Source organism: Mesorhizobium sp. P2_E10 (assembly GCF_056404235.1).
In genome coordinates this window covers 291577-317908 of sequence record NZ_JBFUEK010000005.1, presented here as the reverse complement: position 1 = coordinate 317908, position 26332 = coordinate 291577, and the positions used below count along the sequence as shown (strand labels likewise).

Annotated in this window: 20 protein-coding genes and 1 pseudogene; 7 read left to right on the top strand and 14 right to left on the bottom strand. The window is 62.5% G+C overall.

The window, feature by feature from the left end:
- Positions 1-82 precede the first annotated feature (82 nt).
- The 3 genes from AC1D0N_RS16335 to AC1D0N_RS16325 all read right to left on the bottom strand — a co-directional run bounded on the left by AC1D0N_RS16335 (position 83) and on the right by AC1D0N_RS16325 (position 3268).
- Complete coding sequence (locus tag AC1D0N_RS16335) at positions 83-1261, bottom strand: MFS transporter (protein WP_477245582.1); 1179 nt, start codon at positions 1259-1261, stop codon at positions 83-85.
- Between the two features lie 157 nt (positions 1262-1418).
- Positions 1419-2810, bottom strand: a complete 1392-nt coding sequence (locus tag AC1D0N_RS16330; RefSeq protein WP_477245580.1) for an FAD-containing oxidoreductase — start codon at positions 2808-2810, stop codon at positions 1419-1421.
- Positions 2807-3268 (bottom strand): DUF4126 domain-containing protein, encoded by a 462-nt coding sequence (locus tag AC1D0N_RS16325; protein WP_477245578.1) that lies wholly within the window; start codon positions 3266-3268, stop codon positions 2807-2809. Before AC1D0N_RS16325 ends, AC1D0N_RS16330 begins: the two co-directional genes overlap by 4 nt.
- A gap of 155 nt (positions 3269-3423) precedes the next feature.
- On the opposite strand from AC1D0N_RS16325, the gene AC1D0N_RS16320 reads away from it, so the two are divergent.
- Complete coding sequence (locus AC1D0N_RS16320) at positions 3424-3981, top strand: sugar O-acetyltransferase (RefSeq protein WP_477245576.1); 558 nt, start codon at positions 3424-3426, stop codon at positions 3979-3981.
- Positions 3982-3994: 13 nt separating this feature from the next.
- Here AC1D0N_RS16320 and AC1D0N_RS16315 read toward each other — a convergent pair whose 3' ends face one another.
- On the bottom strand, positions 3995-4981 hold the full coding sequence (locus tag AC1D0N_RS16315) for a helix-turn-helix domain-containing protein (RefSeq protein WP_477245574.1): 987 nt from the start codon (positions 4979-4981) through the stop codon (positions 3995-3997).
- 126 nt (positions 4982-5107) lie between these two features.
- Between AC1D0N_RS16315 and AC1D0N_RS16310 the strand changes: the two genes are divergently transcribed.
- A complete protein-coding gene (locus AC1D0N_RS16310; protein ID WP_477245572.1) occupies positions 5108-5752 on the top strand; it encodes a cysteine hydrolase family protein in 645 nt (214 codons plus the stop codon).
- Positions 5753-6281: 529 nt separating this feature from the next.
- Positions 6282-7598, top strand: coding sequence for a hypothetical protein (locus AC1D0N_RS16305; protein ID WP_477245570.1), 1317 nt, complete (start codon positions 6282-6284; stop codon positions 7596-7598).
- A 69-nt stretch (positions 7599-7667) separates the two neighbouring features.
- Here AC1D0N_RS16305 and AC1D0N_RS16300 read toward each other — a convergent pair whose 3' ends face one another.
- From AC1D0N_RS16300 to AC1D0N_RS16260, 9 genes are all read right to left on the bottom strand, one after another.
- Complete coding sequence (locus tag AC1D0N_RS16300) at positions 7668-9347, bottom strand: formate--tetrahydrofolate ligase (protein ID WP_477245568.1); 1680 nt, start codon at positions 9345-9347, stop codon at positions 7668-7670.
- A gap of 405 nt (positions 9348-9752) precedes the next feature.
- Entirely contained in the window at positions 9753-10877 is a 1125-nt protein-coding gene (locus tag AC1D0N_RS16295) for a DUF2333 family protein (RefSeq protein ID WP_477245567.1), read from the bottom strand.
- 16 nt (positions 10878-10893) lie between these two features.
- Positions 10894-12201 (bottom strand): DUF6638 family protein, encoded by a 1308-nt coding sequence (locus tag AC1D0N_RS16290; protein ID WP_477245565.1) that lies wholly within the window; start codon positions 12199-12201, stop codon positions 10894-10896.
- A gap of 219 nt (positions 12202-12420) precedes the next feature.
- Positions 12421-14331 carry an AAA family ATPase gene (locus AC1D0N_RS16285; protein WP_477245563.1) on the bottom strand — a complete coding sequence of 637 codons (1911 nt, stop codon included), beginning with the start codon at positions 14329-14331 and terminating at the stop codon, positions 12421-12423.
- A gap of 24 nt (positions 14332-14355) precedes the next feature.
- Positions 14356-15501 carry a hypothetical protein gene (locus tag AC1D0N_RS16280; RefSeq protein ID WP_477245561.1) on the bottom strand — a complete coding sequence of 382 codons (1146 nt, stop codon included), beginning with the start codon at positions 15499-15501 and terminating at the stop codon, positions 14356-14358.
- Between the two features lie 46 nt (positions 15502-15547).
- A complete protein-coding gene (locus AC1D0N_RS16275) occupies positions 15548-16636 on the bottom strand; it encodes a hypothetical protein (RefSeq protein WP_477245559.1) in 1089 nt (362 codons plus the stop codon).
- A gap of 267 nt (positions 16637-16903) precedes the next feature.
- On the bottom strand, positions 16904-18241 hold the full coding sequence (locus AC1D0N_RS16270; protein ID WP_477245557.1) for a Mur ligase family protein: 1338 nt from the start codon (positions 18239-18241) through the stop codon (positions 16904-16906).
- 102 nt (positions 18242-18343) lie between these two features.
- Entirely contained in the window at positions 18344-18733 is a 390-nt protein-coding gene (locus AC1D0N_RS16265; protein WP_477245555.1) for a c-type cytochrome, read from the bottom strand.
- Positions 18734-18854: 121 nt separating this feature from the next.
- On the bottom strand, positions 18855-19466 hold the full coding sequence (locus AC1D0N_RS16260) for a thymidine kinase (protein ID WP_477245554.1): 612 nt from the start codon (positions 19464-19466) through the stop codon (positions 18855-18857).
- 379 nt (positions 19467-19845) lie between these two features.
- Between AC1D0N_RS16260 and choX the strand changes: the two genes are divergently transcribed.
- The 4 genes from choX (at position 19846) to AC1D0N_RS16240 (ending at position 24100) form a co-directional block, all read left to right on the top strand.
- Entirely contained in the window at positions 19846-20781 is a 936-nt protein-coding gene (choX, locus tag AC1D0N_RS16255; RefSeq protein ID WP_477245553.1) for a choline ABC transporter substrate-binding protein, read from the top strand.
- Between the two features lie 122 nt (positions 20782-20903).
- Positions 20904-21758, top strand: a complete 855-nt coding sequence (gene choW / locus AC1D0N_RS16250) for a choline ABC transporter permease subunit (protein ID WP_477245551.1) — start codon at positions 20904-20906, stop codon at positions 21756-21758.
- A complete protein-coding gene (gene choV, locus AC1D0N_RS16245) occupies positions 21755-22936 on the top strand; it encodes a choline ABC transporter ATP-binding protein (RefSeq protein WP_477245549.1) in 1182 nt (393 codons plus the stop codon). The genes choW and choV overlap by 4 nt, the downstream gene beginning before the upstream one ends.
- 126 nt (positions 22937-23062) lie before the next feature.
- Entirely contained in the window at positions 23063-24100 is a 1038-nt protein-coding gene (locus tag AC1D0N_RS16240) for an MBL fold metallo-hydrolase (RefSeq protein ID WP_477245548.1), read from the top strand.
- A 21-nt stretch (positions 24101-24121) separates the two neighbouring features.
- Here the strand turns inward: AC1D0N_RS16240 and AC1D0N_RS16235 are convergent.
- A pseudogene (locus tag AC1D0N_RS16235) lies at positions 24122-26153 on the bottom strand (transcriptional regulator).
- Positions 26154-26332 lie beyond the last annotated feature (179 nt).

Sequence of the window (26332 nt, the reverse complement as noted above, 5' to 3'; positions counted from 1 at the left end):
ATGTCTCCGAAAATGAGCCGAAGACATGCATCTTTGTCGTTACGCTGTCGATTGGTCCAGCGTCGGGCGCGATGGGCGCAAGCTACTCGGCCGGGGCCTGAAGGGCTGCTGCGGGCGCCGCCCGGTCGAGCGCCTGCGACAGCACGGCGATAGCGACCGCCAGCAAAGCGAGTGCCGAGCCGACAAAGGGCAGATTGGCATAGGACACGCCCCAGGACAGCGCGATGCCGCCGATCCAGGCGCCGCTGGCATTGCCGACATTGAAGGCGCCCTGGTTCAGCGTGGCTGCAAGGTTCGGCGCCTCGGATGCGGCTTCGACGACGCGGATCTGCAGCGGCGGCACGACGACGAAGACGAGTAGGCCCCACAGGAAGACAATGGCGATGGCGACCACGGCAATTGTGCCGAATTGGGCGAAGCCGAGCAACAGCAGCGCCAGCATCGAGAGCGTGCCGATCACCGTCGGCATCAGCTTCCAGTCGGCCAGCCTGCCGCCGATGATGTTGCCGATGGTCATGCCGCCGCCGAACAGAAGCAGCACCCAGGTTACGGCAGATGTCGACAGGCCGGATACGTCGATGAGATAGGGCTTTATGTAGGTGAAGACGGCGAACAGGCTGGCCGATGCCGTTGCCGAGATCAGCATGGCGAGCCAGACCTGCAGCTTGCCCAGCACCCTGACTTCACCGAGCAGGCCGCCGCTGCTTGGTTCAGTGACATCGGATGGCACCAGCCAGGCGATTGCCGCGACCGAAATGAGGCCGATGCCGACCACGGCGAGGAAGGTGGCACGCCAGCCGAAGGCTTCGCCAAGCGCGGTGCCGGCCGGCACGCCCAGAATGTTGGAAAGCGTCAGTCCGGCAAACATGAGCGCCATGGCGCTGGCCCGCTTGTTGCGCGGCACCAGGCTGGCGGCGACGACCGAGCCGATGCCAAAGAAGGCGCCATGGCCGAGGGCGGTGAAGACGCGCGCCGCCATCAGCGTCCAGTAGCCGGGTGCGATGGCGCAGAAAAGATTGCCGACGACAAACATCGTCGTCAGACCGATCAGCACCGGCTTGCGCCGCAGGCGCGCGGTGGCCACCGCGACGATGGGAGCGCCGAAGACGACGCCGAGCGCGTAACCGGTGACCAAAAGGCCGGCCGAGGGGATCGAGACTCCGAGATCGGCGGCGACCTCGGGCAGAAGCCCCATGATGACGAATTCGGTGGTGCCGATGCAGAAGGACGCAATGGCAAGCGCTAGGATCGGCAAGGGCATGGAGCGTCCAGAATGAATCGGTTCAAAGACGAGACTGTCTGGATATGCATGCCACGCGCAATCGTCATTGTTGCAATGCAGCATTGCAGAAAGCAGTGAGCTTGTCGAAGGCCGAGTGTCGAAACGTCCGTCAAACCCCGGCGGTTTCAAAACCGTTCTATGCGAGCGGCTTCAAGTCCTGGGCGATGGTGGGCAGAAGCTCCGAAACATTGGGGTGGATGTGGGTTGCCCGCGCCAGCGTGTCGATTGGCGCCTTGGCGTACATCAGGTCGAGCACGCAGTGCACCGCCTCGTCGCCGCCGGGGCCAAGCACCGAACAGCCGAGGATTTCCCTGGTGTCGGCATCGACCAGGATCTTCATGAAGCCTTGCGTCTCGCCCTTTTCGACGGCGCGGCCGACCCGGGTCATCGGCCGCTGGCCGACCAAGGCGCGGCGGCCGGATTTCTTCACCGCGGCCTCGGTCATGCCGCAGCGGCCGAGCGGCGGGTCGATGTAGAGCGCATAGGCTTCGATGCGGTCGCTTACCTTGCGCGGGTCATTGTCGAGCAGATTGGCGGCGACGATCTCGTAGTCATTGTAGGAGGTGTGGGTGAAGGCGCCTTTGCCGTTGCAATCGCCCATCGCCCAGATGCCGGGCGCTGTGGTGCGCAACTGGTCGTCGACGGTGACGAAGCCGCGCCGGTCGACCTCGACGCCGGCCTTGTCCAGGCCGAGATCGTCGGTGTTGGGCATTCGGCCCAGCGCCAGCAGCACATGCGAGCCGACCGCCGGTGGCTTGCCGGCGGAGAAAGTCACGGCGATATCGTCGCCCTGCTTGGCAAAGCCGATGTCGTCGGCGCCGACATGGACCGCAATGCCTTCGTTTTCGAGGATCGACAGGATGGCGGCGGAGACATCCTCGTCCTCGCGGCCGGTGAGCCGCGGGCTCTTTTCGATGACGGTCACATCGGAGCCGAAGCGGCGGAACATCTGCGCGAATTCGAGCGCGATGTAGCTGCCGCCGACGACGACGAGATGGCGTGGCAGTACATCGAGATCCATCATCGACGAATTGGTCAGATAGGAAATGTCATTGATGCCGGGCAGGTCGGGCACCGAGGCGCGGCCTCCGGTGTTGAGGAACATGCGCTCGGCGGTCAGCAGATCCTCGCCGACCCGCACGGTGTTGGCGGATTCGAAACGCGCATGGCCGCGATAGAGCGTGCATTTGTCCATGCCGGCGATCCAGGTCTCGAGCCCAATGCGGGCATCGTTCGAGACCTTGTCCTTGCGCGCCTTGATCGCCTTGAAATTGACGCCGACCGGGCCGCCAATCGTCACGCCATAGTCGGCGGCGCGCCGCGCCAGATGTGCCGCATAGGCGCTGGCCACCATGGTCTTGGTCGGCATGCAGCCGGTGTTGACGCAGGTGCCGCCGACCAGCTTGCGCTCGATCAGCGCTACGCTCATGCCGGCGGCATTCAGCCGGGCGGCGAGCGATGGGCCGGCCTGTCCGGCGCCGATGATGATGGCGTCGAATGTCTTGGCGTCTGAGGCTTGGGCCGTCATGCCACCGCAGCCACGATCAGCAGCCCGCCGATGATCGCCACGGCGTCCTCGATGAGGGCAGCGGGCAGGTCCTTGCCGAAGCTTGCTGCCAGCCGGCCGCGCACTTCGGCGCCGCCATACGTCCCGATCACCGCGCCGATGACCCCGGCGATCAGGCCGCCGATGGTGGCGCCGCCGGTGGCGCCGATTACCGCGCCAGTGAAGGCGCCCGTGATGATGCGAGCGCCGAATTGCTGCGGCACTTTTCTGCTCGGGGTCGAGGGCAACTGGTCGGTGATCAGTTCGACGATGGCCAGGATGGTGAAGATGCCCACCGCGATCCAGTGGCCCATGAAGCTCGCCCAGGTGCCGGCGAGTGGTAGCCAGCCGAGCCAGGCGCCCCAGGCGACGGTGGCGGGTGCGGTCATGGCGCGCAGGCCGGCGATGACGCCGATCAGAAGTGCAAGAAGGTAAAGCATGTTTGATCCCTTCGATGGCAGGCCCGGGACAGGTCCGCGAAGGCAAGCTAGCATAGGTCCGGTCTTTGAACAGAGTCGGCCCTGGCACTTCTTGCGCAGGGCGCATTGTACTTTGGTAAGACAGTCAAGCACGAGGAAGAGACGGAGGCGCGGTCATGGCCGAAAGCGAACGCACGAAGATGGCGGCGGGCGGGTGGTACACGTGCCTCGATGCGGAGCTGGAGGCATTGCGCGTCAACGCGCGCGACGCGCTGTTCGAGCACAATTCACTGCCGCCTCGCCAACGCGGCAACATCGGGCCGGCCCTCAAATCGCTGCTCGGCGGCGCGGGCGAGGGCGCCCGGATCGAAGCGCCGTTCCACTGCGCCTACGGCTTCAACATCTTTCTCGGCGAGGGCACTTTTCTCAATGCCGGTTGCACCATTCTCGATACGGCGACCGTGCGCATCGGCAAGGGAACGCTGCTCGGCCCCAATGTGCAGATCTACTGCGCCGAACACCACCAGGAGGCCGCCGGGCGGCAGGCGGGACTGGAGATCGCCAGACCGGTAGAGATCGGTGACAATGCCTGGATCGGCGGCAGCGCGGTCATTCTCGGCGGCGTCAGAATAGGCGAGGGCGCCATTGTCGGCGCCGGTGCCGTGGTGACGCGCGACGTGGCCGCGAACATGACCGTCGTCGGCAATCCGGCGCGGTCGCTCAAGCGCGACTGACCATTCAGCCTGATCAGCGCGAGGTGACGTGCTCGTCCCGATCGATACGCTTCGAGAATTCGCGACGGTACTGCGCTGGCGAGGTCCTCAGCCGCGCCGCGAAATGCTGGCGCAGCGATGTGGCGCTGCCGAAGCCAGCCTCGAAGGCGACCGTGTCCATCGACTTTTCCGTGGCCTCCAGCAGCCGCTGCGCCAGCGCGACACGCTGGTCGGTCAGCCAGTCGCCGAAACTGGTGCCGATCGTTTTCTGAAAACGGCGTGTGAACGTTCGGCGGGTCAAGCCTGCGGCATTAGCGACGTCGTCCAGGCTGTGCGTTTCACCGAGCGTCTTGCGCACCGCATCGAGGGTCTGTGTGAAGCGGTCTGCGTTTTCGGCCTTGGCGATGGGGCGCTCGATGAACTGCGCCTGCCCGCCTTGCCGATGCGGAGACAGGACGATCTGCCGCGCGAGGCGTAGTGCCGCCTCCACTCCGTAGCGGGCCCGCACCAGGTGGAGGCAACAGTCGAGCCCGGCGGCGACACCGGCGGAGGTCATGACATCGCCCTCGTCGATGTAGAGCACGTCAGCGTTGACGACGATGTCGGGATAGAGCGCCTGCAATTGTTCGGTATAGGCCCAGTGCGTGGCGGCGCGCCGCCCTGAAAGCAGTCCGGTTGCCGCAATGGCGAAGGTGCCGAGGCACAGCCCGACAAGCAACGCGCCGTTTTGGTGCGCCCGACGCAGCGCCTCGGTCAGAAATGCGGGCGGCGGATCGTCCAGATCCCGCCAGCTTGGCACGATCACAATGTCCGCGTCGTCGAGGCTGCCCAGTCCATGCGGCGCGGTCACGGTCAACCCGGCTTCGGTCCTGACCGGTCCCGCCTCGAGTGCGCAGATGCGGAAGTCGAAGCGCGGCAGGCCGAGCGCGGTGCGATCCTCGCCGAATACCAGGCAGGGCACGGAGAGGTGGAACGGGCTGATGCCATCGAAGGCGATGGCGGCAACAATCGGATCGGCCATGGGAGCACCATTGAGGGTCGGACTGGAATGTCCCAATTCTTTCGAACAATGTCAATTGGGACACTTTCGACTGTTTGGTGACGCATCTATTTTCGGCCATCGCATTCAAGCCTGAAGGAAAACACCATGTCTGACCCAGTCAAAACCGCGCCGCGCCGCGCTCTCATCGTCGTCGACGTCCAGAACGACTATGACGGCGGCAATCTCGCCATCAAGCATCCGCCGTTCCGCGACAGCGTCGTCAACGTAGCCCGGGCCATGGACGCGGCCGCCGCGGCCGGCGTGAAGGTGGTGGTCATCAAGCAGCTGGCGCCCGAGACATCGCCGGTTTTCGCCAAGGGCAGCCATGGCGCCGAACTGCATCCGGAGATCGCCAGACGCAGTCGAGACCACTATGTCGAAAAGACCTTGCCCAGCGCCTTCACCGGCACCGATCTCGAAGACTGGCTGCACGCCAACGCCATCGATACGATCACCGTCATCGGCTACATGACGCATAATTGCGATCTGTCGACCATCATCCACGCCGTGCATATGGGCTTTGCGGTCGAGTTCCTGTCCGACGCCACCGGCTCGCTGCCCTATGCCAACAGCGCCGGCTACGCCTCGGCTGAGGAGATCCACCGCGTGGTAACCATCATCCTGCAGTCGCGCTTCGCGGCGGTGCTCAAGACAGCCGAATGGATCGATTGCCTGAAGACCGGCGCGCTGCCCGAACGCGACACGCCCTATGCGTCCAACCAGCGCGCGTTGGCGCGCAACGCTGCGTAGGCAAATTGCCGCGAATGAAAAGGGGCGCCGCAGGGCTGTGGCGCCCCTTGGCGTTTCCTGGTCACGAATACCTTGGGCGGGGCCGTGGCCCGTTTGGAAGTCTTTTTCGCTGGGCTCATTCGCTTTCGGGATGATGGACGGCCAAACGCAAGAATTCGGATCGTGCTCTATTTCAGAACCTGGCGAGAACTGAAGAACGGAGTGAAGTCTTTCACAGACGAGAGCCTCTCTCTGCGGAACGGTCATGCTTGATCAGGGAGTGTGGTCGGTGGACTTTCCCGGGAGAAACAAGTGAAAGCGCGAGTTGCAAGAACTGCAGTCGTTCTCGCCTTGGCCGGTGCCGCGGCACTCTTGCCGTGGCCCGCTTTCGCCCAGGTCCCTCCGCACGCGCCGGGGACGATTTGCTTCACTCCCAATTTTTGGTGCTGGGCACAGCCGCCCGGTCCGCCCGGATATCCGTGCGGGTGCCCATCGCAATACGGCTATGTGCCGGGCTATCTAGGGTAGTCGTCAGGCGGGGGATTTCACGATGACGATGACACCGGCCGACCCTCTCGTTTCGGGACTCATAGCGGATGCCAAGCTGGTCGCCAGCTACGGCCGCTACGGCGTGTTCAAGGACAGTTCCCTGTTTGCGGCTATTGGCAATGCCGAAAAGCTCCCCGATGCGACGGCCAGCCAACCTGAGGTCGTCAATCTTCAGACGGTGTTCAACGATTGCTCCGGCACCGTGCCATTTGCCACCCTGGCGGCCCTGCGATCGGGCTGGTCGCCTGGGGACATGTCGCGCAAGACCGCGCTGGCGACGTACTTTCTCGTGGCTCTTTCCGTGCTTTTCATGGTTGTAACCGGAAGATTGACGTACATTTACAACAAGGGAACCGCGATAAACTCCGAACTCATAGAAATCGACAACAATGATTTCAGCGCACGGTTCGGGCAGGCGATTCGGCAGGTTTGGGCGACGAAGAAACAACTGAGCTCGGCATCGTCCGAGCAGGCTTCGATCACGGACCTGACGCTCCTGAAGGACGCCTACTACAACTCGGAAGATAACCTTCACGCTCTCGACCAGCACTTTTCCTCCCTGGTGAGAAGAGCGCAAGGGTTCATGACTGAGGACGCGCAATTCCCGATCTGGGGAATGCAATGGATGTACTGCGAGCTCTATTCGACACACACGGCCGATAGCGAAGCGGCGGGCCAGGCACAATTCTCCCAGCAGGGTGCGATTAACCAGTTCTGTGACCAGGCGCTGGGGGTGAGTAAAGCCACGCGTCCAGACAAGATCAAGGAGCTCCCCAACCAGCCGGATACCTATTGCGCGCAGATAAACACCGACAAGAAAAACCCGAACAATACTGAAGGCGCGTCTTCTGAAAAAGTGACGGACGTGAATGCCGATTTCGACGAGGCAACGCGCAGCCTGCAGTGCGACGGCGTGATCACGATCGCGCCGAACTCGATCTACACGCTGACCGCGCAGATAAAGACGCTGGGCGAGGTTCTCAGCCCATATGCCTTGTGGATACTCCCGGCCTTCTACGGCGCGCTCGGAGCCATCATGTTTCACATGCGGATGATCCTCAATCCGCTGCTGCCCAATCCGCCGCTGTCGCGGTTGATCCACAGGATCGCGCTGGGAGCGCTGGCCGGCATGGTGCTTGCCTGGTTCGTGACGCCGGGCAGCAAGCTTGGAGACGAGGTTTCGGGGATTGGCTTTAGCCTGTTCACCTTCGCCTTCCTGTTCGGTTTCAGCCTCGACATCTTCTTCACCATCCTCGACCAGTTCGTCAGCATGTCGGTCGCCGGGATCAAGAAGGTCGGGTCCTCAACAGTGGCCTGAGAAGCCCGGCAAGCAAAAAGGGCGCCGCGGCAGTACGGCGCCCTTTGTCATTGCAGTCCGGATGCGCTCTTAGAACAACCCCTCGATCTGGCCGATCTCGTTCAAGAAGATCTTTTCCGAGGACGGCGCCTTGGGCAGGCCAGGCATGGTCATGACCTCGCCGCAGATGATGACGACGAAGCCCGCACCTGCCGACAGCCTGACCTCACGCACCGGCACGGTGTGGCCGGTTGGCGCCCCGCGCAGGTTCGGGTCGGTCGAGAAGGAATATTGCGTCTTGGCCATGCACACCGGCAGGTGGCCATAGCCGGCCTGCTCCCAGGCATGCAGCTGGTCGCGCACCGACTTGTCGGCGATCGCCTCGGACCCGCGATAGATGCGCTGGACGATGGTGTTGATCTTCTCGAACAGCGGCATGGCATCAGGATAGAGCGGCGCGAACTGCGATGCGCCGGATTCGGCCAGCGCCACCACCTTGTTGGCGAGCTCCTCGATGCCGGCCGAGCCGTGGGCCCAGTGCTTGCACAGGATCGCTTCTTCGCCCATCGAAGCGACATAGTCCTTCATCGCCTGGATTTCGGCGTCCGTGTCGGAATAGAAATGGTTGATGGCAACCACCGCCGGCACGCCGAACTGGCGGATGTTCTCGATGTGGCGGCCGAGGTTGGCGCAGCCCTTCTTCACCGCTTCGACGTTTTCCTTGCCGAGGTCTTCCTTCTTGACGCCGCCATTCATCTTCATGGCGCGCACGGTGGCGACGATGACCGCCGCCGCCGGCTTGAGGCCAGCCTTGCGGCACTTGATATCGAAGAATTTTTCGGCACCGAGATCGGCGCCGAAGCCGGCTTCGGTGACGACGTAGTCGGCGAGCTTCAGCGCCGTGGTGGTGGCGACGACCGAGTTGCAGCCATGCGCGATGTTGGCGAACGGGCCGCCATGCACGAAGGCCGGGTTGTTTTCCAGCGTCTGCACCAAATTGGGCTGCATGGCGTCCTTCAGCAGCACGGCCATGGCGCCGTCGGCCTTGAGGTCGCGGGCATAGACCGCCGACTTGTCGCGGCGATAGGCGACGATGATGTCGCCGAGGCGCTTTTCCAGGTCCTTGAGGTCGGTGGACAGGCACAGGATGGCCATGACTTCCGAGGCGACGGTGATGTCGAAGCCGCCTTCGCGCGGAAAGCCGTTGGCGACGCCGCCGAGCGAGCAGATCATCTCGCGCAGCGCGCGGTCGTTCATGTCCATGACGCGGCGCCAGACGACGCGGCGGGTGTCGATGCCGAGCTCGTTGCCCCAGTAGATGTGGTTGTCGATCAGCGCCGAAAGCAGATTATGCGCGGTGGTGATGGCGTGGAAATCGCCGGTGAAGTGGAGGTTCATGTCCTCCATCGGAACGACCTGCGCGTAGCCGCCGCCGGCGGCACCGCCCTTGACGCCGAAATTCGGACCGAGCGAGGCCTCGCGGATGCAGACGATCGCCTTCTTGCCGATGCGGTTGAGACCGTCGCCGAGGCCGACCGTGGTGGTTGTCTTGCCTTCGCCGGCCGGCGTCGGGTTGATGGCGGTGACCAGGATCAGCCTGCCGTCCTTGTTGCCCTTCACAGACTTGATGAACTCGGCTGATATTTTCGCCTTGTCGTGGCCGTAAGGCAGAAGGTGCTCGGTTGGGATGCCGATCTTGGCGCCGATCTCCTGAATCTGCTTTTTCTTGGCGCCGCGGGCGATCTCGATGTCGGACTTCACTTCGGCCATGACGGCTTTCCTCTGGATTGGACGATGGAGGGGACGGGTTTGGTGGCTATGGTCGTCGCAGGCAATTCGAAACGGCCGTTAGGCGCGCGGGCATGTTCTAACCCTGTCGCTGCCGTGGCGTCAACTTGCATGCAACTATGTTTCCTATGAAGAAAAATGCTCCAGCTGCCGGCAGGACCTGTCATGGATCCTTTTTGCGCCGGTTGCCGCGCCGTATAGAAGCCAGAGCGGGCGCTGTTCCGCCGTCTCAAAACAGCCGCACAATGCACGGATTGCGACAGAGGCGACGGCGCAAATTCGCCATCGCCGTGCCTAAAGCGAAATGCGCTTTAGGATTTATTCTTATGCATGTCGTTATCCCAAAACCGGGACCGCTTTTGGGCGACATGCATCGAGCGGATAGCGCTACTGGGTCAGTACGTTGCTGATCTCGACCATATTGGAGCGGACCCTAAGCACGTAGAAGCCCATCGTCGTCAGATGCGTCGGCATGATCCAGCCGTCCTCGCGGCCATTGGCGATGATAAAGGGCTGGATGCGCAGCGCCGAGACGAACTGCGAGTCCATGGTGTCCCACAGATTGCCGAGATGCTTTTCCTTGATCACGTCCTCGAAGTCGGCCTGGGCGCCCTTCATCAGCCCGTAATAGGCATAGAGTTGGCCATAGGCGAACCAGAAGCGGTCGTCGGCACGGAAGTCGAACCAGCCATTGTTGTGATTTTCGGCGCGTTCCTTGAGGATCGCCGAGGTTGAGCCGATATCGGATGAGATGCGGTCGATATACTGTTTCAGATTGTCGGCGCGGGCGTCGAATGTCGCCTGGCAGGTGGCCAGCCGGGCGTTGAAAGAGCGCAGCTTGTTCACCGCATCGCGGTAGTAGCTCGGCGTCGGGGTCTTCGGGCCGAAAGGGTTCAGGCCGAAATACCAGGTTTCCTCGTCGAACTGCAGATTGCCGCGCGCGTCCTGCAGATCGGCGTCGATCTGCGAGGTGGTGCGGACGCGGCCAAGATTGTCGGCCAGTTCGGTTGCCGTGCGCCGCACCGCCTGGTTGACGCCGCGCTGGAACGAAGCCTTGTTGTCCATCCAAGGCGTGTGATCCCAGTCGACGCCGAACAGGCCGAGCTTGTAGAGGATCATCGACGAGATCCAGGCATTCTGGTTGACGTTGAAGTCGGTGAGGTCGGCCGCCACCTGGGCGATGCCCGAATTTCCGCAGGTCTTGGCGGTGGCAGTGCCGGCGCCTGCTGCAACCTGCTCGCCAGCGGAAATATTGCGGTTCTCGAAGGTGTATTTGTCGACGTAGTTGGGGTCGAACTTGTTCCACCACTGGGTGGCGTAGAAGAAATTGGCATAGAGACCGATCAGCACCAGGAGCGCCAAGCCGACCACTGCCTTCAGGATCCAGCCGCGCTGCGTGTACCATTGCCCGGCCCATAGGAATGGCCACAGGATCACACCGATCAGCAGGCCGATGCCGCGACCAATCCACTGGAAAATGCGGGTGAAGAAATTCACGATCGGATCAAGCATGGCTCTCGTTCACCCCTCAATCAGTCAGGCCATAAAGGCGCGTGCGAAACGCCACCTTGTCTTTCAAATATGTGGTTTTCAGAACGTCCACAACATGCGATCGCCAGGCGTCGCTGTAACCGTCATAGTCCCTGTAGAAGCCCGGCTTGTTGAAGACGTAGCGCGAGACGAAGTCCTGCGGCACGAAATCCGAGATCAGCTGGTTGGTCAGCCAGGCATCAGGATGGTCGGGCTTGGCCCGGATCACCAGGAAGCGCTGCTGCGGAAACACGTCGTCGATCTTGAGATGGCCAAGCTGGGAAATCTCGCGCTTGGCGGCGTTGAGGAAGGGGAAATTGCCGTCCCTGGTGATCAAGTCGGCATGGCCGTGGATCCAGGTCTGCAGCCAGACCTTGTCGACGTCGGTCAGATTGCGGTCGGGCTCGGAGTCGCGGATCAGCGCGCGCACCACCATTTCGGCGCGGTGCTCGAGATAGCCGGAGGTTTCGATCCACGAGGCGCGCGGCAGCTCGATGCGGCCGGTCGAGGCGAGGAACTTGAACACCTTGTCGGCATCGCTGATCGAGATGTAACTCACCTGCCATGGCCGTGAGCGGCGGAAGCCGGGTGCGGCCGGATCGCTGATCACGGTCGTCATATCAGGGTCGACGAAGACATAGAGGCCGCCGAAGTGGCTGGTCCAGTAAGCGTTGTGGCGAAAGATCACCTGATCGGGGACCAGCGCGTTCTCGCGGATGTCGCCGCAGATCTTGGCCAACTCCACCATGCGGGTGAGCATGGTGCTGTCGCGCCAGGCGTCGGGTTCCTGCTTCAGCCTGTCGACCAGCTTGCCGAGCTCGGCGGCCTTGCCCAGCACGTCCTCCGCCGACAGCACCTTGAACTCGACCTGGCTGATCGACAACAGGTCCTCGATGTCGTTGACCTTGGGGACAGAATCCTCGATCTCGCCGTATATGACGTCCTTGATGGTCAGCGCGTCGATGGCGCGCTGGTTCTTCGACATGAACTCGAACATCAGCTGCGAGGTGTTCGAAAAGGCGGTGTGGACCACCGGCAGGTCGATCTGTGACGGCGTCAGGATGATGAAGCGGCGGTTGACCTCGTCGGGATCGAGATAGTCATAATCGCCGCACTCCTCGGCCACCTCGGGCGAAAAGCCGGTGCGATCGATCTGGAAGGTCTTCAGCCTGGTGGCTTTGAGCCCGAAGGCCACCATCGCCTTGTTGTAGCGCTGGATCAGATGCGGTTCGTCAACCGTCAGCAGCCGGCCGTAGATCAGCTCATTGTCGCGCAAAAGGTCTGGTTTCTTGGCAGGATGGGTCATCCTCCCTTCTCCCCGTTCACGGGGAGAAGGTGCCCGAAGGGCCGATGAGGGGAGCGGACTTCCCTTCTCCCCTTGTGGGAGAAGGTGGATCGGCGCGCAGCGCCGAGACGGATGAGGGGTGTTGGCCAGAGCTCCGTCGGTGCCAAGCTGGAACACCCCTCATCCGTCGCCTTCGGCGACACCTTCTCCCACAAGGGGAGAAGGGGACGGCGGCGCATTTCACGCATTCCATAAACCCTTTTTCTTCATCTCCTCGATCTCGCGCACGGCGCGGTCGCGCAGGCGGGTGTCGCGGATCATCTTGGTGACCGCGGCGTCGTCGGACTTGTCGGAATAGCGGAACTCCGAGTCGGCGTAGCGGTTGACCTCCTGCATGACCATGTCCATCGAGAACGGGCCGCGCAGTTCCTCGATCATCGCCTTCTTGTCGTCGTAGCCCTTGTGCATGAAGGCTTCCGGCTTCTCGAACCACTCATCCGGCAGTTCGATGTCCATGGCGCGCATCTTGATGGCGTCGGTGACGTTCTTGATGGCGCGGCCGGTGAAGCGCGGCTCGGCATCCTTGATCATGTGCAGATAGGTGCCGATATCGGCCATCGATTTCGGCGCACCATTTTCCTTCATGTAGCACTCGTAGACCTTGATCAGCCCGTCTTCCTGCGGCTTTTCATGCTCCTCATAGGCTTCGGTCACCGCGCGCTGGATTTCCTGGGCGGCATAGAGTTTGTGGTCGCCAAGCGGGATCTTGTGGTTCTTTCCCGCCAGCAGGACAAAGATGTCGATGTAGTCGTCGCGGCTCTGCGGCCCGTCGACCAGCCAGCGGGCGCCGGCGCGTTGGCGCAGTGCATCGTCGACGTTCTCGGGGTAGTTGGAGAACATGCCGAACGAGCAGTTGCCGCGCACAACGGTGCCGGCGCCGGCAAAGGCGTCCATCAAGACGCCGGTGATTTCCTGCTGGCCGGCCGAGGCGCGGTCGTCGGAGCGTCTGGCGGCCACCTGGTCGATGTCGTCGATGGTGCCGAAGCCGATGACGCGCGGGTTCAAGACATTGTTGATGAACTGGCGGCAGTTCTGGCCGGATTTGCCCTGATAGGAGGAGATCTGGTCGACGCCGAAATTCTCGTAGGCAAAGGGGTAGCCGGCGACCTGGCAGTAATTGTTGACGAGACCGGCGATCATCTGGATCAGCGTCGTCTTGCCGGTGCCGGGCGCGCCATCACCAATGAAGGTGAACAGGAAGCCGCCGAGCTCGACGAACGGGTTCAGCTCGCGCTCGAAATCGTAAGCCATCAGCATCTTGGCGAGCTTGACCGATTGGTATTTGGCAATGTGGTTGCCGACAACCTCTTCCGGCGTCTTGAAGGTCATCACCAGCGGCTTGGAGCGCTTGCCCGGCGCGACGTCGAAACCGTCCAGGGTGAAATCATCGGAGTCGATGCGGATATGGGCGTTCTCGAATGGGCCGATGCCGTCGAAGCGGCCTTTGCGGGCCAACAGCCCATCGATGGCGACACGGGCAAAGGCGCGCGCCCGGGTCGTCAAATCGCCATCGTCCTTCGAGCCGGCAATCGCCTTGTCGAGACCGGCGACGATCGACTTCACGGCGTCCTGCGGCGTGTCGAAAAGAAAGTCCGGCTCGGGGATATCGTTCGGCGCCTCGCCGTCGCTATCGACCAGCTGGAACAGGTAGGAGGCAAGGCTGAAGGCGGAAATGTAAGCCGAGGCTGACAGAAGCTTTTTGAAGGTGGTGGCTTCGTCGCCTTCGAGCGGCGCGCGGGTGTTCTTGGCCTGCAGGCTTTCGAGGTCAGAGCCCTCGGCGAAGATGTCGGAAATGGCGAGCGCAATCGCCAGGCCGCGCCGGGCACGAAACAACAGGGTGTGCTGCGGGATGCTCATCAGCTGATCGTCGGGATGGATGGCGGCGACGGTCTTGGTCAGTTCGACCTCGCGCGTGCGCCGCACCGAGCCGACCGAGACGGTCGAGACGAAGCGGCGGTTTGTGCCGGCGAGCGCTGTGCCGGATTCGCGTGAAGGATCTTCCAGAACGACGACGCGTGTGATGAAGCTCTGCGCGGTGGCGCGGTGCTTTTCGATAGCCGCTTCCGGAATGGTGGTCAGGCCGGTGTCCATGAAGGATGCTCCGCGGTTTGACGGTCAGACGTCGCTGATGACCTGTCCGTTGGACAGGATGTGGACCTTGTAGCCCGAAAAGATCTTTTGCGCCTCGCCGGCGGCGTAGAGAGCCTGATAGGCTTCATGCGGGATCAGCGCATGGTTCTCATAGCTCGACACGCCCTGGCGCGCCGCCTCCAGATCGTCGGTGTTGATGAAGAATTCCTGCGTCGTCTTTTCGCTGGAGAACAGGCCCTTGCGGCCGGGCTTTTCGCCCTTCGAATAGACTTCCTGGATAGTCCAGGTCAAAAGCCAGGCGTTTTCCGGCTTGCGCACCTTGGCCAGCACTTCCGTGACCGTCGAGTTGTTGTCGGTAATGCCTGCCGAATAGAAGGGACCGAGCACGACGCGGCGCAACTGCTTGGGGTGCAGCGGCTCGAAATCCTTGTCGAGATTGACCGCGATCGTCGCCGGCGACAGCGCGTAGGCGGAATTCTTCTCGGTAAAATCGTCGAAACGGTGGGCAAGCTCGGGATTGAGCAAGCCGTCGACGGGCAGCGGAATGTCGACCTTGTCGTTGAGCTTGCCGCTGCTGTCGACAAGCTGGCGGATCATGTCTTCGGAGGAATCCTCCACCGTCACCATGTAGACCAGGGGCAGGTTGGCGCTGCCGTCGAAAGTGGCCCAGTGCACGAGGTAATAGGGCCGCCCCGTCTTCGGATTGACCGAGACTTTTGCCGTCTGCGCCAGCGAGAACGGGCCGAAGGTCTGCTCGCTCTTGACGTCCTCGAGATAGAGCCGCTCGGCCATCGACTTCTGCAGCGCCTCGGGAAACTCCTTGTGGCGCAGGATGAAGTCGGCCATTTCCTCGCGCAACTCGCCGGCCAGCGGGATGTTGGCGAGGCGGCTGTCGGCCTGGCGGCGGTCGTTTTCCAGTTCAAGCAGGTTCTGGAAGACCGGAAAACCGCTTTCGGCGCGCGAAATGCGGAACGTGTCCATGAAGCCCAGCCGGTTGCGCCAGCAGGTAAAGGACTTGTCCAGCCTGGCAATGTATTCGGCAACGATCTTGGCGACGATGCCGTGCCGGTAGAGCGGCGAGCGGTCGTCGCGCATGAACACTTCAAGGCCGCTGAGTGCAGCCGTGATCGCCGAAAAATAGCGGGCCGCCGCTTCGTTTTCGGGGGTCATGCTTGTGCTCTTGGGATGGCCATGGACGCGAGCGGTGGGTGCACCCTTACGACTGCACGTAGTTTGCCGAATTGTGCTTCTTCATCACCTCGTCGAAGCGGCGGGCGAAGGCGTCGTCGGCCAGCTTCTTGCGGCGCTGGATGTCGGCGCTGCCGACCATGTTCTTCTCGTGCATTTCCAAGAGATCGCCGATGTGCTTCTGCGAGGCGGCACCAATGCCGGCCATGGTCTCTTCGGCGGCGTTGTCGACCTGGCTGCCCAGCGTGTTGATCTTGTGGGCAACGTCCTGCTGGGCGGCGGTCTTAAGCGAATCTTCGAGCGCCTTGTAGAGCACGATGCGCTGCTCGGTATCGATGGTCAGCTTGTTGATCAGCGTCGACTGCGCGGCAATCTGGTTGTTGAGCGAATCGACGAAGGTCTGGAACATCGAGGTGTAGCGTTCCAGCGTCTGGCTCTCGGCCAGGAGTTCCTGCTCCTTGGCCTGCTTTTCGTTGTATTCGGTGGCAAGTTTCGAGCGCTCGCCCTCAAGCTGCGTGCGCTCCTTCTGGCTGGTCGACGCCGCGATCTTGTTCTCGATGTCGAGCAGCAGCGGATTGACCTCCTCGATGCGCTTTTGCACGGCTTCGAGGTTGGCCATGGTCACCTTGCGGCGCTCGATGACCTGCGACAGGCTATTTTCGGAGGTCTTGTAGCGCTGGTCGAGGATCTCCTTTTGCGCCTTGAGGATGCCGACGATGGTGTCGGACTTGACCAGAAGTTCCTGCAGATTGCCGGCCAGCGACATGTTGCGCACGCGATCGGTGCGCATGCGCTGCTTGCTCTGGTCGGAGAAGATGCCGACGAGATTTTCCCAGCCGGTGTAATTCTTCATGCTCTCGAATTCGGCGCCGAAGACGTTGGTGGCGTCCTCCAGCCCGATAATCAGGTCGGCGATGTTGCCTTCCATGACCTTCTGCTGCTTCAGTACATCCTCGATGCGGGCGTTTTCGATGTCGAAATTGGCGTCGCCGATCTTCTTGTCGGCGGTCGCCAGCGTATCAAGCACGGTGCCGGACTGCTCGATCTTGGTGCGCATGTCCTGCACGACCTGCTTGGTCTTGGCAATTTCGGCATCGAAATTCTGCAATGTCGCCATTGGGGCCTCCCGCTTCGGCATCAGTTTCGTGTCGGCGCGAATATATGTGGGGCATCCGGGGAATGAAAGACGCAAGACAAGAGAGGGCACGAAAACAAAAGAATTCGCTCCGCTCTTGAAACACAATGGAACCGTGATCATGCCATGACTGGCGGATCGACAGGCTGCCATTGGTCTGTGGGCGGCTGATCTGGCGGCCTTCGAGGGGTTTCCTGCTCGTGCTCTGCGCCTGCATTGCCGACTTCAAGCCGGCCGCGTTTTCGGGCGTCAGGGTGACGGGCGCGAGAAAAGCCGTCGCCACCACCGGCGGGAACGCTTTTGCGCCGCGCGGACCTCGCCGTGTTTCTCAAAGGGAATGCCATATTTGCCGCAGTGCAAACAACTAAAGTCGTGGCCGCAGAGGTCTTCCCAGCATTGAACGTCCCTGGTCAGCGCGAGGCCGATGCGCTCCAGATGAAGGTTGCGCGAGCTCTTGATCAGGATCAGCTCATCCGGGCGTTGCGTCGCCTTGATATGATCGGCGGCTTTGCGCACCGAGTGCATTTCGTGGAATCGGCCGCTGTTGCGGTCATCATCGGAGGGCGCCGCGCGATGTGCATGCTCGCCGACAAAAATGGTCTCCTGGGCGACGGCTTGTGCGTCCCGGTATGCCTTGCGGTAGGCTTTGCTGGCCTTGCCGGCATAGTCGGCAATATGACCGAGTACCACGCGCTTGTGGGGCATCTGGGCCCGATCCAGAGCGGCGAAGGCCAACCCGAGGGAATGGAGCGGCGCCTTTGCCGTGTCGATCAGGAAGGTCGGTCCGTGCGGGACCTCGAGCACGCCGCAGCGGTTGAACAGGGGTTCGAAACGCGCAACCCGTTCGCTGATGCGCTCTGGATCGAGGCCTAGTTCGATGGCACTCGCGACGGCCGCCGCTACGGGCAGCCAGAAGTGCTCGGCGACGAAGCGCGTATGCACGTAAAGGGAGCCGCCGGGCCAAATCAGACGCATTGTCAGCCGCTGCGGGAAGGCGGCCTGGATGTCGGTGGCGCGATAACGGGCCTGGTCCCCGCGCCCGAAGGTTACGACGCGCGCCGCGCTTGCTGCTGCCATCGCCATGACACGCGCGTCATCGGCGTTGAGCATGGCCAAACCCTCGGGCGGAAGCGACTGGACCAGCGCCTGCTTTTCGGTAGCGACGGCATCGGCACCCCGAAAGATGGATCTGTGTTCGTCGGCAACCAAGGTGACGACCGCGACGTGCGGCTTGAGCAGTGATGCCATCGCGCCCACGCGGCTTTTGCCGCCAGCGGCCACCTCCACCACTGCGTAGTCGGCGTCAAGTGGCAGGTGCCGGAGCCCTTTGACAAGGGGTTTGAACGTGTTGCCATGGGTCTGCTTATGGACGCGTCCTTGCGAGTCGAGGATAAAGGCAAGAAGTTCCGCCGTCGTTGTTTTGGCCGAACTCCCGGTAATGCCGATCACCATGGCCTTGCTGCGCCGTCGCCGCCGGCGAGCGAGTTCGACATGACAGTACTTCCTGATGGCGCGAACGGCCGTTCGCGTCCTTCCTGCCCGGTCCAGGCCGAGCATCAGCGTCGCCCGCTCGGCAAAAATGTGCATGAAATGATGCCCTCCGGTTCGACACCGTGGGCACTCTGTGCGTGCGCGGCGGCGCATGCAACCCCTTGCATGTCCCGTGCGAGGCGCTGCCGCCGCTATGGTTCAGGGCTTCGGGTCGGCCCTCAGATAGGCGATGACATTGGCGATGTCGTCATCGTTGCTCAGGCCGCCAAACGCCATCCTGTTGCCGGGCACCTTGAGCTTGGGAGCCCTTAGATATTCGGTGAGATTCGCCTCGTCCCAGACAAGGCCGGCGGCACCGGCGCTTTTCATCGCTTCCGAGTAGTGGCCGAGGAAGCTTTCGGCGGTGCCTGCGGTGCGGCCGACGACACCCAGCAGATGCGGGCCGACCTTGTCGCGGTCGGTCGCCGCTTCGTGGCAGGCCATGCACCTGACGAAGACCTTCTTGCCGAGCGCGGCGTCGCCATCCGCATGCGCGGCAAGGACGCCGCCAAGAAGAAATGCTGCGGTAGACGAAACGGCTCGAAACATGGCTGACCCCGACGAGTTCTGGCTGGAGCGCAAAATAGGACCGAGGCCTTAACAAACGCTGCATCTGGCCGGTGCGCCAGCATTTCCGCCTGCTGCCGGATCGCCATTTCGATCGCCGCCATCAGGCCTTGATGAAGCCGATGAAATCGTCGGGCGCGGCGCGGCCCATTTCTTCTTCCCAATGGCGGCGGCAGAGCGAGACATAGACGTCCTTGCCGATCGCCACCTGCTCGCCTTGTCTGGCCACCTTGCCGTCAGGGCCGAGACGCACGACCATCGTCGCCTTGCGGCCGCAGCGGCAGATGGTGCGCACTTCGCGCAGGTCGTCGGCGATGGCCAGCAGCGCGCGCGAACCGGAAAACAGCTTGCCCTGGAAATCGGTGCGCAGGCCGTAGCACATGACCGGGATGTTCAGCCGGTCGGCAATGCGGGCGAGCTGCCACACCTGCTCCTCTTCGAGGAACTGCGCCTCGTCGACGAAGACGCAATGAACTGTCGTGTGATCGTGATGCTCCGCGACGCGGGCGAACAGGTCGTCGCCATCGCGAAACATCTCGGCTTCGGTCTCGAGGCCGATGCGCGACGAGATCAGCCCGTTATCGCCCTTTCTGTAATGGCCGGCGACGAACAGCATCGTCGTCATGCCGCGCTCGCGGTAATTGTAGGACGCCTGCAGCAGCATCGTCGTCTTGCCGGCGTTCATCGTCGCGTAGTGGAAGTAAAGCTTGGCCATGCCATCCTTCAAGGTCTGTTTGGATTCAGGTGATGCCGGCCTGCAAATGGCTGATACCTGCGCTTCCGGTGCACGTACTTCAAGTACGCTCCGCTCCGGCTCTCGGTATCAGCCATTTTCGGCTCGGCCTGACCTGAATCTAAACGGACCTTAAGCCGAGTTGTCGCCGCGTGGGGAGGGGACGCCAGTGCCATTCCCCCGAAAAAGGCCCCTTGCGCGACAAAAGCGTCAGCCGTGTCGCTGATTGGCCAGTCTGCGCCGTTGATCGTGATTGCCATGGCGCTTGAAACCACACCAGAATGGTGTTTGGCTGACGAAACAAGGCGGGCAGAGAAACCGTAACTACGCTTCGCCAAAGAATCACAATGGGAGACTACCAATGTCGCGTATGAACACCTTCGTCGCCGGCCTCGGTCTGGCGACTTTCCTGTCCACAAGCGCTGCCCTTGCCGGCGATCCGGAGAGCTGCAAGGCGGTGCGCCTTTCCGATGTCGGCTGGACCGATATCCAGGCGACGACCGGCATCGCTTCGGTGCTGCTCACCGCGCTCGGCTACGAGCCGCAGACGATCCAGCTTTCGGTGCCGGTGACCATGGCGTCGCTGAAGAACAAGGATCTCGACGTCTTCCTCGGCAACTGGATGCCGTCGATGACCAACGACATCAAGGACTACACCGCCGACGGTTCGGTCGAGACGATCAGCACAAACCTGACGGGCGCCGGTTACGGCATCGTCGTGCCGACCTATGTCGCTGACGCCGGCGTCAAGACGCTGACCGATATCGGCAAGTTCAAGGACAAGTTCAACGGCAAGATCTACGGCATCGAGGCCGGCAATGACGGCAACCGCATTATCCTCGACATGATCAAGAACCCGAAGGACAATCTCGAAGGCTTCGAACTGGTCGAGTCCTCGGAAGCCGGCATGCTGACGCAGGCCGAGCAGTCGATGAAGAACAATGAGTGGATCGCCTTCCTCGGCTGGACGCCGCATCCGGTGATGGGCGCCATGAAGATCACCTATCTCGACGGCATGGGCGACAGTGGCTTCGGCGCGGCCACCGTCTATACCAATGTGCGCAAGGGCTACACCACCGAGTGCCCGAATGCCGGCAAGTTCATCGCCAACCTGAAGTTCAATCTCGACATGGAAGGCGAGATGATGGACGCGATCCTGAAAGGCGGCGACGCCAACACGGTCGCAGCCGACTGGCTGAAGAAGCACGCGGACGCGGTCGCTCCGTGGATCGCCGGCGTGACCACCTTCGACGGTGGCGACGCGGCAGCGGCGGTCAAGACGGCGCTCGGGAGCTGAGCCGACTGAATTCGGCAAGGCCGAACCAGGAAGGGCAGTCACTGTAGAAAGGGCTGCCCTTTTTCATATCCTGTGACAAGATGACCGTCCGGCAAGGACGGCGACTGCCAAAGAGGGGTAAGATGGATCCGATTTCGAAATTCCTGGTCAGCTACAAGATCCCCATAGGCGCCTGGGGCAAGGCCTTCTTTGGCTTCCTCACCGACAATTTCGACACCATCTTCAGGGCCTTCTCCAACGGCCTCAATTTCCTGCTCGACGGCATTGTCGACGGACTTCTGCTGGTGCCGCCCGTCATCCTCATCGCGCTGATTGCGGTGCTCGCCTATTTCCTGCAGCGCTCCAGGGGCCTGGCTGTTGCCGTCTTCATCGGACTGCTGTTCATCCTCAACCAGAACCTGTGGAAGCAGACGGTGGAGACGCTGGTTCTGGTGGTTGCCGCCGCCGCCGCCTCGATGGCGATCGGCGTGCCGCTCGGCATCTGGGCCGCGCACAAGCCGAAGGTCTACCGCATCATGCTGCCGGTGCTCGACCTGATGCAGACGCTGCCGACCTTCGTCTACCTGATCCCGGTGCTGACCTTGTTCGGGCTCGGCAACGCGCCCGGCCTCATCGTCACCATCATCTTCGTCATCCCGACCTCGGTTCGCCTCACCCATCTTGGCGTCACCTCGGTGCCGAAATCGATCGTCGAGGCCGGCCAGGCGTTCGGCGCCACCAAGCAGCAATTGCTGTGGAAGGTCGAGTTGCCGTCAGCATTGCCGACCATCATGGCAGGCCTCACCCAGTCGATCATGCTATCGCTGTCGATGGTGGTGTTCGCGGCGCTGATCGGCGCCGGCGGCCTTGGCACCGAGATCAACCGGGCGCTCGGTTCGCGCAGGATCGACCTCGGGCTTGAGGCCGGCCTCGCCATCGTCGTACTCGCCATCGTACTCGACCGAATGACGCGTATTGGCGTTGGAGGCAAGAAATGACCGTCGCCGTTGACTTCAGAAATGTCGATATCGTCTTCGGCTCGGATCAAGCCGGTTCGCTGGCGCTGATCGACGGTGGTGCCACCCGCGCCGAAATCCTCGAAAAGACCGGCAATGTGCTGGGCTGCGCCGGCGCCAGCCTGACCGTGCATGAGGGCGAGATTTCCGTCCTGATGGGCCTGTCCGGTTCGGGCAAGTCGACGCTGCTCAGGGCCGTCAACCGGCTCAACGTCGTTTCGCGCGGCCAGGTTCTGGTCAAGGACGGCGACGGCACGGTCGACGTCGTCACCTGCGATGAGGTGACGCTGAGACGGCTGCGGCAGAAGCAGGTCGCCATGGTGTTCCAGCAGTTCGGTCTGTTGCCGTGGCGCACGGTCGAGGAAAACGTCGGCCTCGGCCTCGAACTCGCCGGCATGCCGGAAGCCGAGCGCAAGCAGCGCGTCAAAAAGCAGCTGGAGCTGGTCCATCTCGACCAGTGGGCGAAGAAATATGCCCACGAGCTTTCCGGCGGCATGCAGCAGCGCGTCGGTCTGGCGCGCGCCTTTGCCACCGAGGCGCCGATCCTGTTGATGGACGAGCCGTTCTCGGCGCTCGATCCGCTGATCCGGACCAAACTGCAGGACGAGCTCTTGCAGCTGCAGGCGGAGCTGAAGAAGACCATCATCTTCGTCAGCCACGATCTCGAGGAAGCGCTGAAGATCGGCACCCACATCACCATCATGGAGGGTGGACGCATCGTGCAGACCGGCGCGCCGGAAGACATCGTGCTGCGCCCGGCCAACGACTATGTCCGCGACTTCATCGCCAATGTGAATCCGTTGTCGGTGCTGACGGCCTGGAACGTGATGCGCGACCGCCGCGACCTCGAAGAGGGCAAGGATGGCTGGGTGTGGCTCGACCGGCGCAAGACGACGCGCTTCAAGATCGACGAGCACGGGCTGGTGGCGGCGGCCGAGCGTGACGGCAAGCCGGCGGTGTGGGTGTCCTGCGCCGATGTCGAGGCGCAGCCGGAGGAGACGGCGCAGGTGTTCTGGGCCAATCCCGGGACGTCGCTGAAGACCGTGATGCTGGCAATGCACCGTTCGCAGACAGCGCCGGTGGCGCTGTTCGACGACCAGTCGCGCTTCGTCGGCGCGATCGGGATCCGGGACGTGCTGAGCGCGGTGTTGCGGCGGTAAACCGCTGACCACGCTTGCCAAAAATCGATTCCGATTTTTCGGGCCGATGCGCTAGGATAGCGTCGCAGCCGCGTGGGCGGTTGCGCCTGCCATGGGCATGAGAATGCAGCGGGGCGTGTGGCAAGAATGATCTTCCGTCAGCTCTTCGATTCCGTTTCGGGCACCTATTCCTACCTGCTCGCCAGCCGCCTGGGTGGCGAAGCGCTGATCATCGATCCGGTGCTGGAGAAGGTCGACCGCTACCTCCAGCTGGTGCGCGAACTCGACCTCAAGCTGGTCAAGGCGGTGGATACGCATCTGCACGCCGACCACATTACCGGCCTCGGCGCCCTGCGCGACAAGACCCAGTGCGTGACTGTGATGGGCGAGCAGACCAAGGCCGACGTGGTCTCGATGCGGTTGTCCGACGGCGACAAACTCGGCATTGAGGGATTGTCGCTCGACGTCATCTACACCCCCGGCCACACCGATGATTCCTACAGTTTCATCCTGCCGGATCGGGTGTTCACCGGCGATACACTGCTGATCCGTGGCACCGGCCGCACCGATTTCCAGAATGGCGATCCGCGCCAGCAATATGAATCGATCTTCGGCCGCCTGCTCAAGCTTCCCAACGAGACGCTGATCTATCCGGCACATGACTACAAGGGCGAGACCGTCTCGACCATCGGCGAAGAAAAAGCCTTCAACCCGCGCCTGCAGGTGAAGTCGATGGAGGAGTACGTCGAGATCATGAACAACCTGAAGCTGGCGAACCCAAAGATGATGGATGTCGCGGTGCCGGCCAACATGAAGGTCGGGCTGCATCAGGAAGAGATTGCGCGGCGCGGCTGGGCGGTCAGCGCCGAGCAGGCATTCGCGCTGGTGGGAAAGCCTGATATCGCGCTGATCGATCTGCGCGAGCATTCCGAACGCGAGCGGCACGGCATCATCCCGGGGGCGATACATCTGCCCTATACCAGGTTGCAGGAGAACATTGCGGCGGGCGGTATGCTGCATGAACTCGCGAGATCAACCAGCAAGCAGCTGCTGTTTTATTGCGCCTTCGGCGAACGCTCGGCGATGGCGGTTCAGGCCGCGCAGGACGCCGGGATTGCCGGCGCCCGCCACATCCATGGCGGCATTGCCGCCTGGACAAAAGCAAGCGGCCCGCTGGTGCATTAGCGACACCGCCTCTTTGGCTGATCAGTTCAATCCGATACGTTTGGCGGCCAGCTTGAACAGGGCCGTGGCATCGGGCTCGAAGCGGAAAGTGCCGATGAAGTCGTCGGCACGATAGTCCGGAAGCGTCTTGCGGATGGTGGCGGCGAAGGTGCGCGCCTCGTCGAGCCGTCCCGCCAGCGCCAGGCAATGGGCGGCGATCGCCAGGATGATGGCATGGGCATTGGGCCGGGCCGCCGCTTTCAACGCCCAGTCAGCCGCCTCCTCGAACTGGCCGAGGCGGACATGGGCCATGGCGCGCGCGCCCAGCATGCCGAACAGCAGCGGGTCGAAGGGGCTGAGATGCCGCGAATGGTCGGATGAGCCGATCGCGGCCTTCGGGTCGCCCGACTGGGAATGGACGAAGGATAGCGCGTAGTGGCCGAGCGCGAAGTTGGGGCTCAAATCCACGGCTCTTTCCAGCTCGATCAAAGAGCCGTCATGCTCGCCGCGCAGCCACAGAGCGCGGCCCATGGCCCAATGGGCGGCCGGATTGTGATCGTCGACCAGCAGACTCTGCCCGGCGCTTTCGAAAGCCATGGCGCTCTCCTGATCGCGGTCGCCCCAGCGCTGAAAGGCATTTTGCCAATGGGTGAAGGACAGGCCGGCGTAGGCGCGGGCGAAGGTCGGGTCCAGCTTCAAGGCGATGTCGAAGAAATGCCGGGCCTGTTCGTTTTCCGTGCGGGTGAAACGGTACATATGCCAGAGACCGCGATGATAGGCTTCCCAGGCATTCAGCGAGTTGGGCGCTTTCAGCATGGCGCGGTTGCGCTCGACCGTCTCGACCTCGGCCGAGATCGACGAGACGATGCTGTTGCCGATATCGTCGAGGACGGCAAAAATATCGTCCGGCTTGCGCTCGAACGTCTCGGCCCAGACGATCCTGGCCGTACGCACCTCGACGAGTTCGACCGTAACGACAATGCGGTCGGCCTGGCTGCGCACGGTGCCAGTGGCAACATAGTCGACGTTCAGCCTGCGCCCGGCCTCTTCCGGCGCGATGTTGTCCTCGGCCAACGCAAAGACCGATCCGCGGGCGATAACGAAGAAATCCCTGAGCTTTGCCAGGCGGGTAATGATGTCATGGGTCAGGCCGTCGGCCAGTCCGCCGCGAACGTCAGCAATGCCGGCATCTTCGACAAACGGCATCACGGCGAGCGACGCCTTTCGCGATGCGGCGGCGTAGATTCGCAAGCAGGATCGGTGGCTGATGAGCGGACGCCGGATCGGCCGGATGCGCTGCCAGCGCGGTGCCCGGCTGCCTGTCGCGGATGGTTCGCCATGCCTCGCGCACAGGCGCGAAATCCAGCTCTTCTGAACGGAACAGCTGGGCCGCTGATACAAGATGGTCTTCGCAAGCGCCAAACTGGCCGTGCCGCGCAAGCCTGGTCAGAAGTGCGATATGGGCGCGGCCGTCGAACGGCGCGAGTTCCAGCCATTTTTCGATATGGGCAGAGACGTCGTCGCCGTCCCCCGGGAGATTGTTGACGAGGTGCTCCAGAATGGCGGCGTGGCAGGAGCTGAAGCGGCGACGCTGCGCGGTCAGCCAGTTGTTGAAAAGCGGGCTGCGGTCAATCTCCAGCCCGTCGAGAAAATCGCCTGCGAACAATCCGGACAGGGCTTGCAGCCGCTCCAGATCGAGCTTTTCAATGCCTTCGGCGGTTGCCGAGGCGATCTCGGCGGCATCGACGAAAACGTCGCTCAGATCAAGCGCGATCGTGTCGCCCGCGGTTTCGATCCTGCGGCGGTCCGGTTGGTCGAGAGCGGCTCGCAGCTTGCTGAGGCACCAGCGAAGCTCGCCTCTGGGGTCATTTGGAATATCCCACAGCAATTCGCAGAGCTTGCCACGTCCGACCGGGTGGGGCGCCAGCGCCAGATAGGCTAGCAGCGCGCGCAGCTTGCGCGATGCCGGCAAAGCCACCGGGATGCCGTCGCGCGCAATCGCCAGCGGCCCAAACAGGCGCACGCCAAGGCCTCGACGACTGTTGGCCAGGTTCGATTCCACGCCCGTTTCCACGCCTGCTCCCACGTTGACCCGCCGGCCCTTGCTTTATCACCGAACACGACGAAGTGCACTCGGCCTGCAATCTTGCGCGCCGGATGTGGAGTTTACCACATTGTGGCACGTCGAGAACCTGTACTGCGGCAAGGTGTCGAAACCTCGCCGCCCAACCCGCCGGTTTGTAACCGGCCCGT

What these genes read in the sequence shown, in the direction of transcription:
- AC1D0N_RS16335 (WP_477245582.1), bottom strand. Translation starts at nt 1,261, where the DNA reads ATGCCCTTGCCGATCCTAGCGCTTGCCATTGCGTCCTTCTGCATCGGC.
- AC1D0N_RS16330 (WP_477245580.1), bottom strand. Translation starts at nt 2,810, where the DNA reads ATGACGGCCCAAGCCTCAGACGCCAAGACATTCGACGCCATCATCATC.
- AC1D0N_RS16325 (WP_477245578.1), bottom strand. Translation starts at nt 3,268, where the DNA reads ATGCTTTACCTTCTTGCACTTCTGATCGGCGTCATCGCCGGCCTGCGC.
- AC1D0N_RS16320 (WP_477245576.1), top strand. Translation starts at nt 3,424, where the DNA reads ATGGCCGAAAGCGAACGCACGAAGATGGCGGCGGGCGGGTGGTACACG.
- AC1D0N_RS16315 (WP_477245574.1), bottom strand. Translation starts at nt 4,981, where the DNA reads ATGGCCGATCCGATTGTTGCCGCCATCGCCTTCGATGGCATCAGCCCG.
- AC1D0N_RS16310 (WP_477245572.1), top strand. Translation starts at nt 5,108, where the DNA reads ATGTCTGACCCAGTCAAAACCGCGCCGCGCCGCGCTCTCATCGTCGTC.
- AC1D0N_RS16305 (WP_477245570.1), top strand. Translation starts at nt 6,282, where the DNA reads ATGACGATGACACCGGCCGACCCTCTCGTTTCGGGACTCATAGCGGAT.
- AC1D0N_RS16300 (WP_477245568.1), bottom strand. Translation starts at nt 9,347, where the DNA reads ATGGCCGAAGTGAAGTCCGACATCGAGATCGCCCGCGGCGCCAAGAAA.
- AC1D0N_RS16295 (WP_477245567.1), bottom strand. Translation starts at nt 10,877, where the DNA reads ATGCTTGATCCGATCGTGAATTTCTTCACCCGCATTTTCCAGTGGATT.
- AC1D0N_RS16290 (WP_477245565.1), bottom strand. Translation starts at nt 12,201, where the DNA reads ATGACCCATCCTGCCAAGAAACCAGACCTTTTGCGCGACAATGAGCTG.
- AC1D0N_RS16285 (WP_477245563.1), bottom strand. Translation starts at nt 14,331, where the DNA reads ATGGACACCGGCCTGACCACCATTCCGGAAGCGGCTATCGAAAAGCAC.
- AC1D0N_RS16280 (WP_477245561.1), bottom strand. Translation starts at nt 15,501, where the DNA reads ATGACCCCCGAAAACGAAGCGGCGGCCCGCTATTTTTCGGCGATCACG.
- AC1D0N_RS16275 (WP_477245559.1), bottom strand. Translation starts at nt 16,636, where the DNA reads ATGGCGACATTGCAGAATTTCGATGCCGAAATTGCCAAGACCAAGCAG.
- AC1D0N_RS16270 (WP_477245557.1), bottom strand. Translation starts at nt 18,241, where the DNA reads ATGCACATTTTTGCCGAGCGGGCGACGCTGATGCTCGGCCTGGACCGG.
- AC1D0N_RS16265 (WP_477245555.1), bottom strand. Translation starts at nt 18,733, where the DNA reads ATGTTTCGAGCCGTTTCGTCTACCGCAGCATTTCTTCTTGGCGGCGTC.
- AC1D0N_RS16260 (WP_477245554.1), bottom strand. Translation starts at nt 19,466, where the DNA reads ATGGCCAAGCTTTACTTCCACTACGCGACGATGAACGCCGGCAAGACG.
- choX (WP_477245553.1), top strand. Translation starts at nt 19,846, where the DNA reads ATGTCGCGTATGAACACCTTCGTCGCCGGCCTCGGTCTGGCGACTTTC.
- choW (WP_477245551.1), top strand. Translation starts at nt 20,904, where the DNA reads ATGGATCCGATTTCGAAATTCCTGGTCAGCTACAAGATCCCCATAGGC.
- choV (WP_477245549.1), top strand. Translation starts at nt 21,755, where the DNA reads ATGACCGTCGCCGTTGACTTCAGAAATGTCGATATCGTCTTCGGCTCG.
- AC1D0N_RS16240 (WP_477245548.1), top strand. Translation starts at nt 23,063, where the DNA reads ATGATCTTCCGTCAGCTCTTCGATTCCGTTTCGGGCACCTATTCCTAC.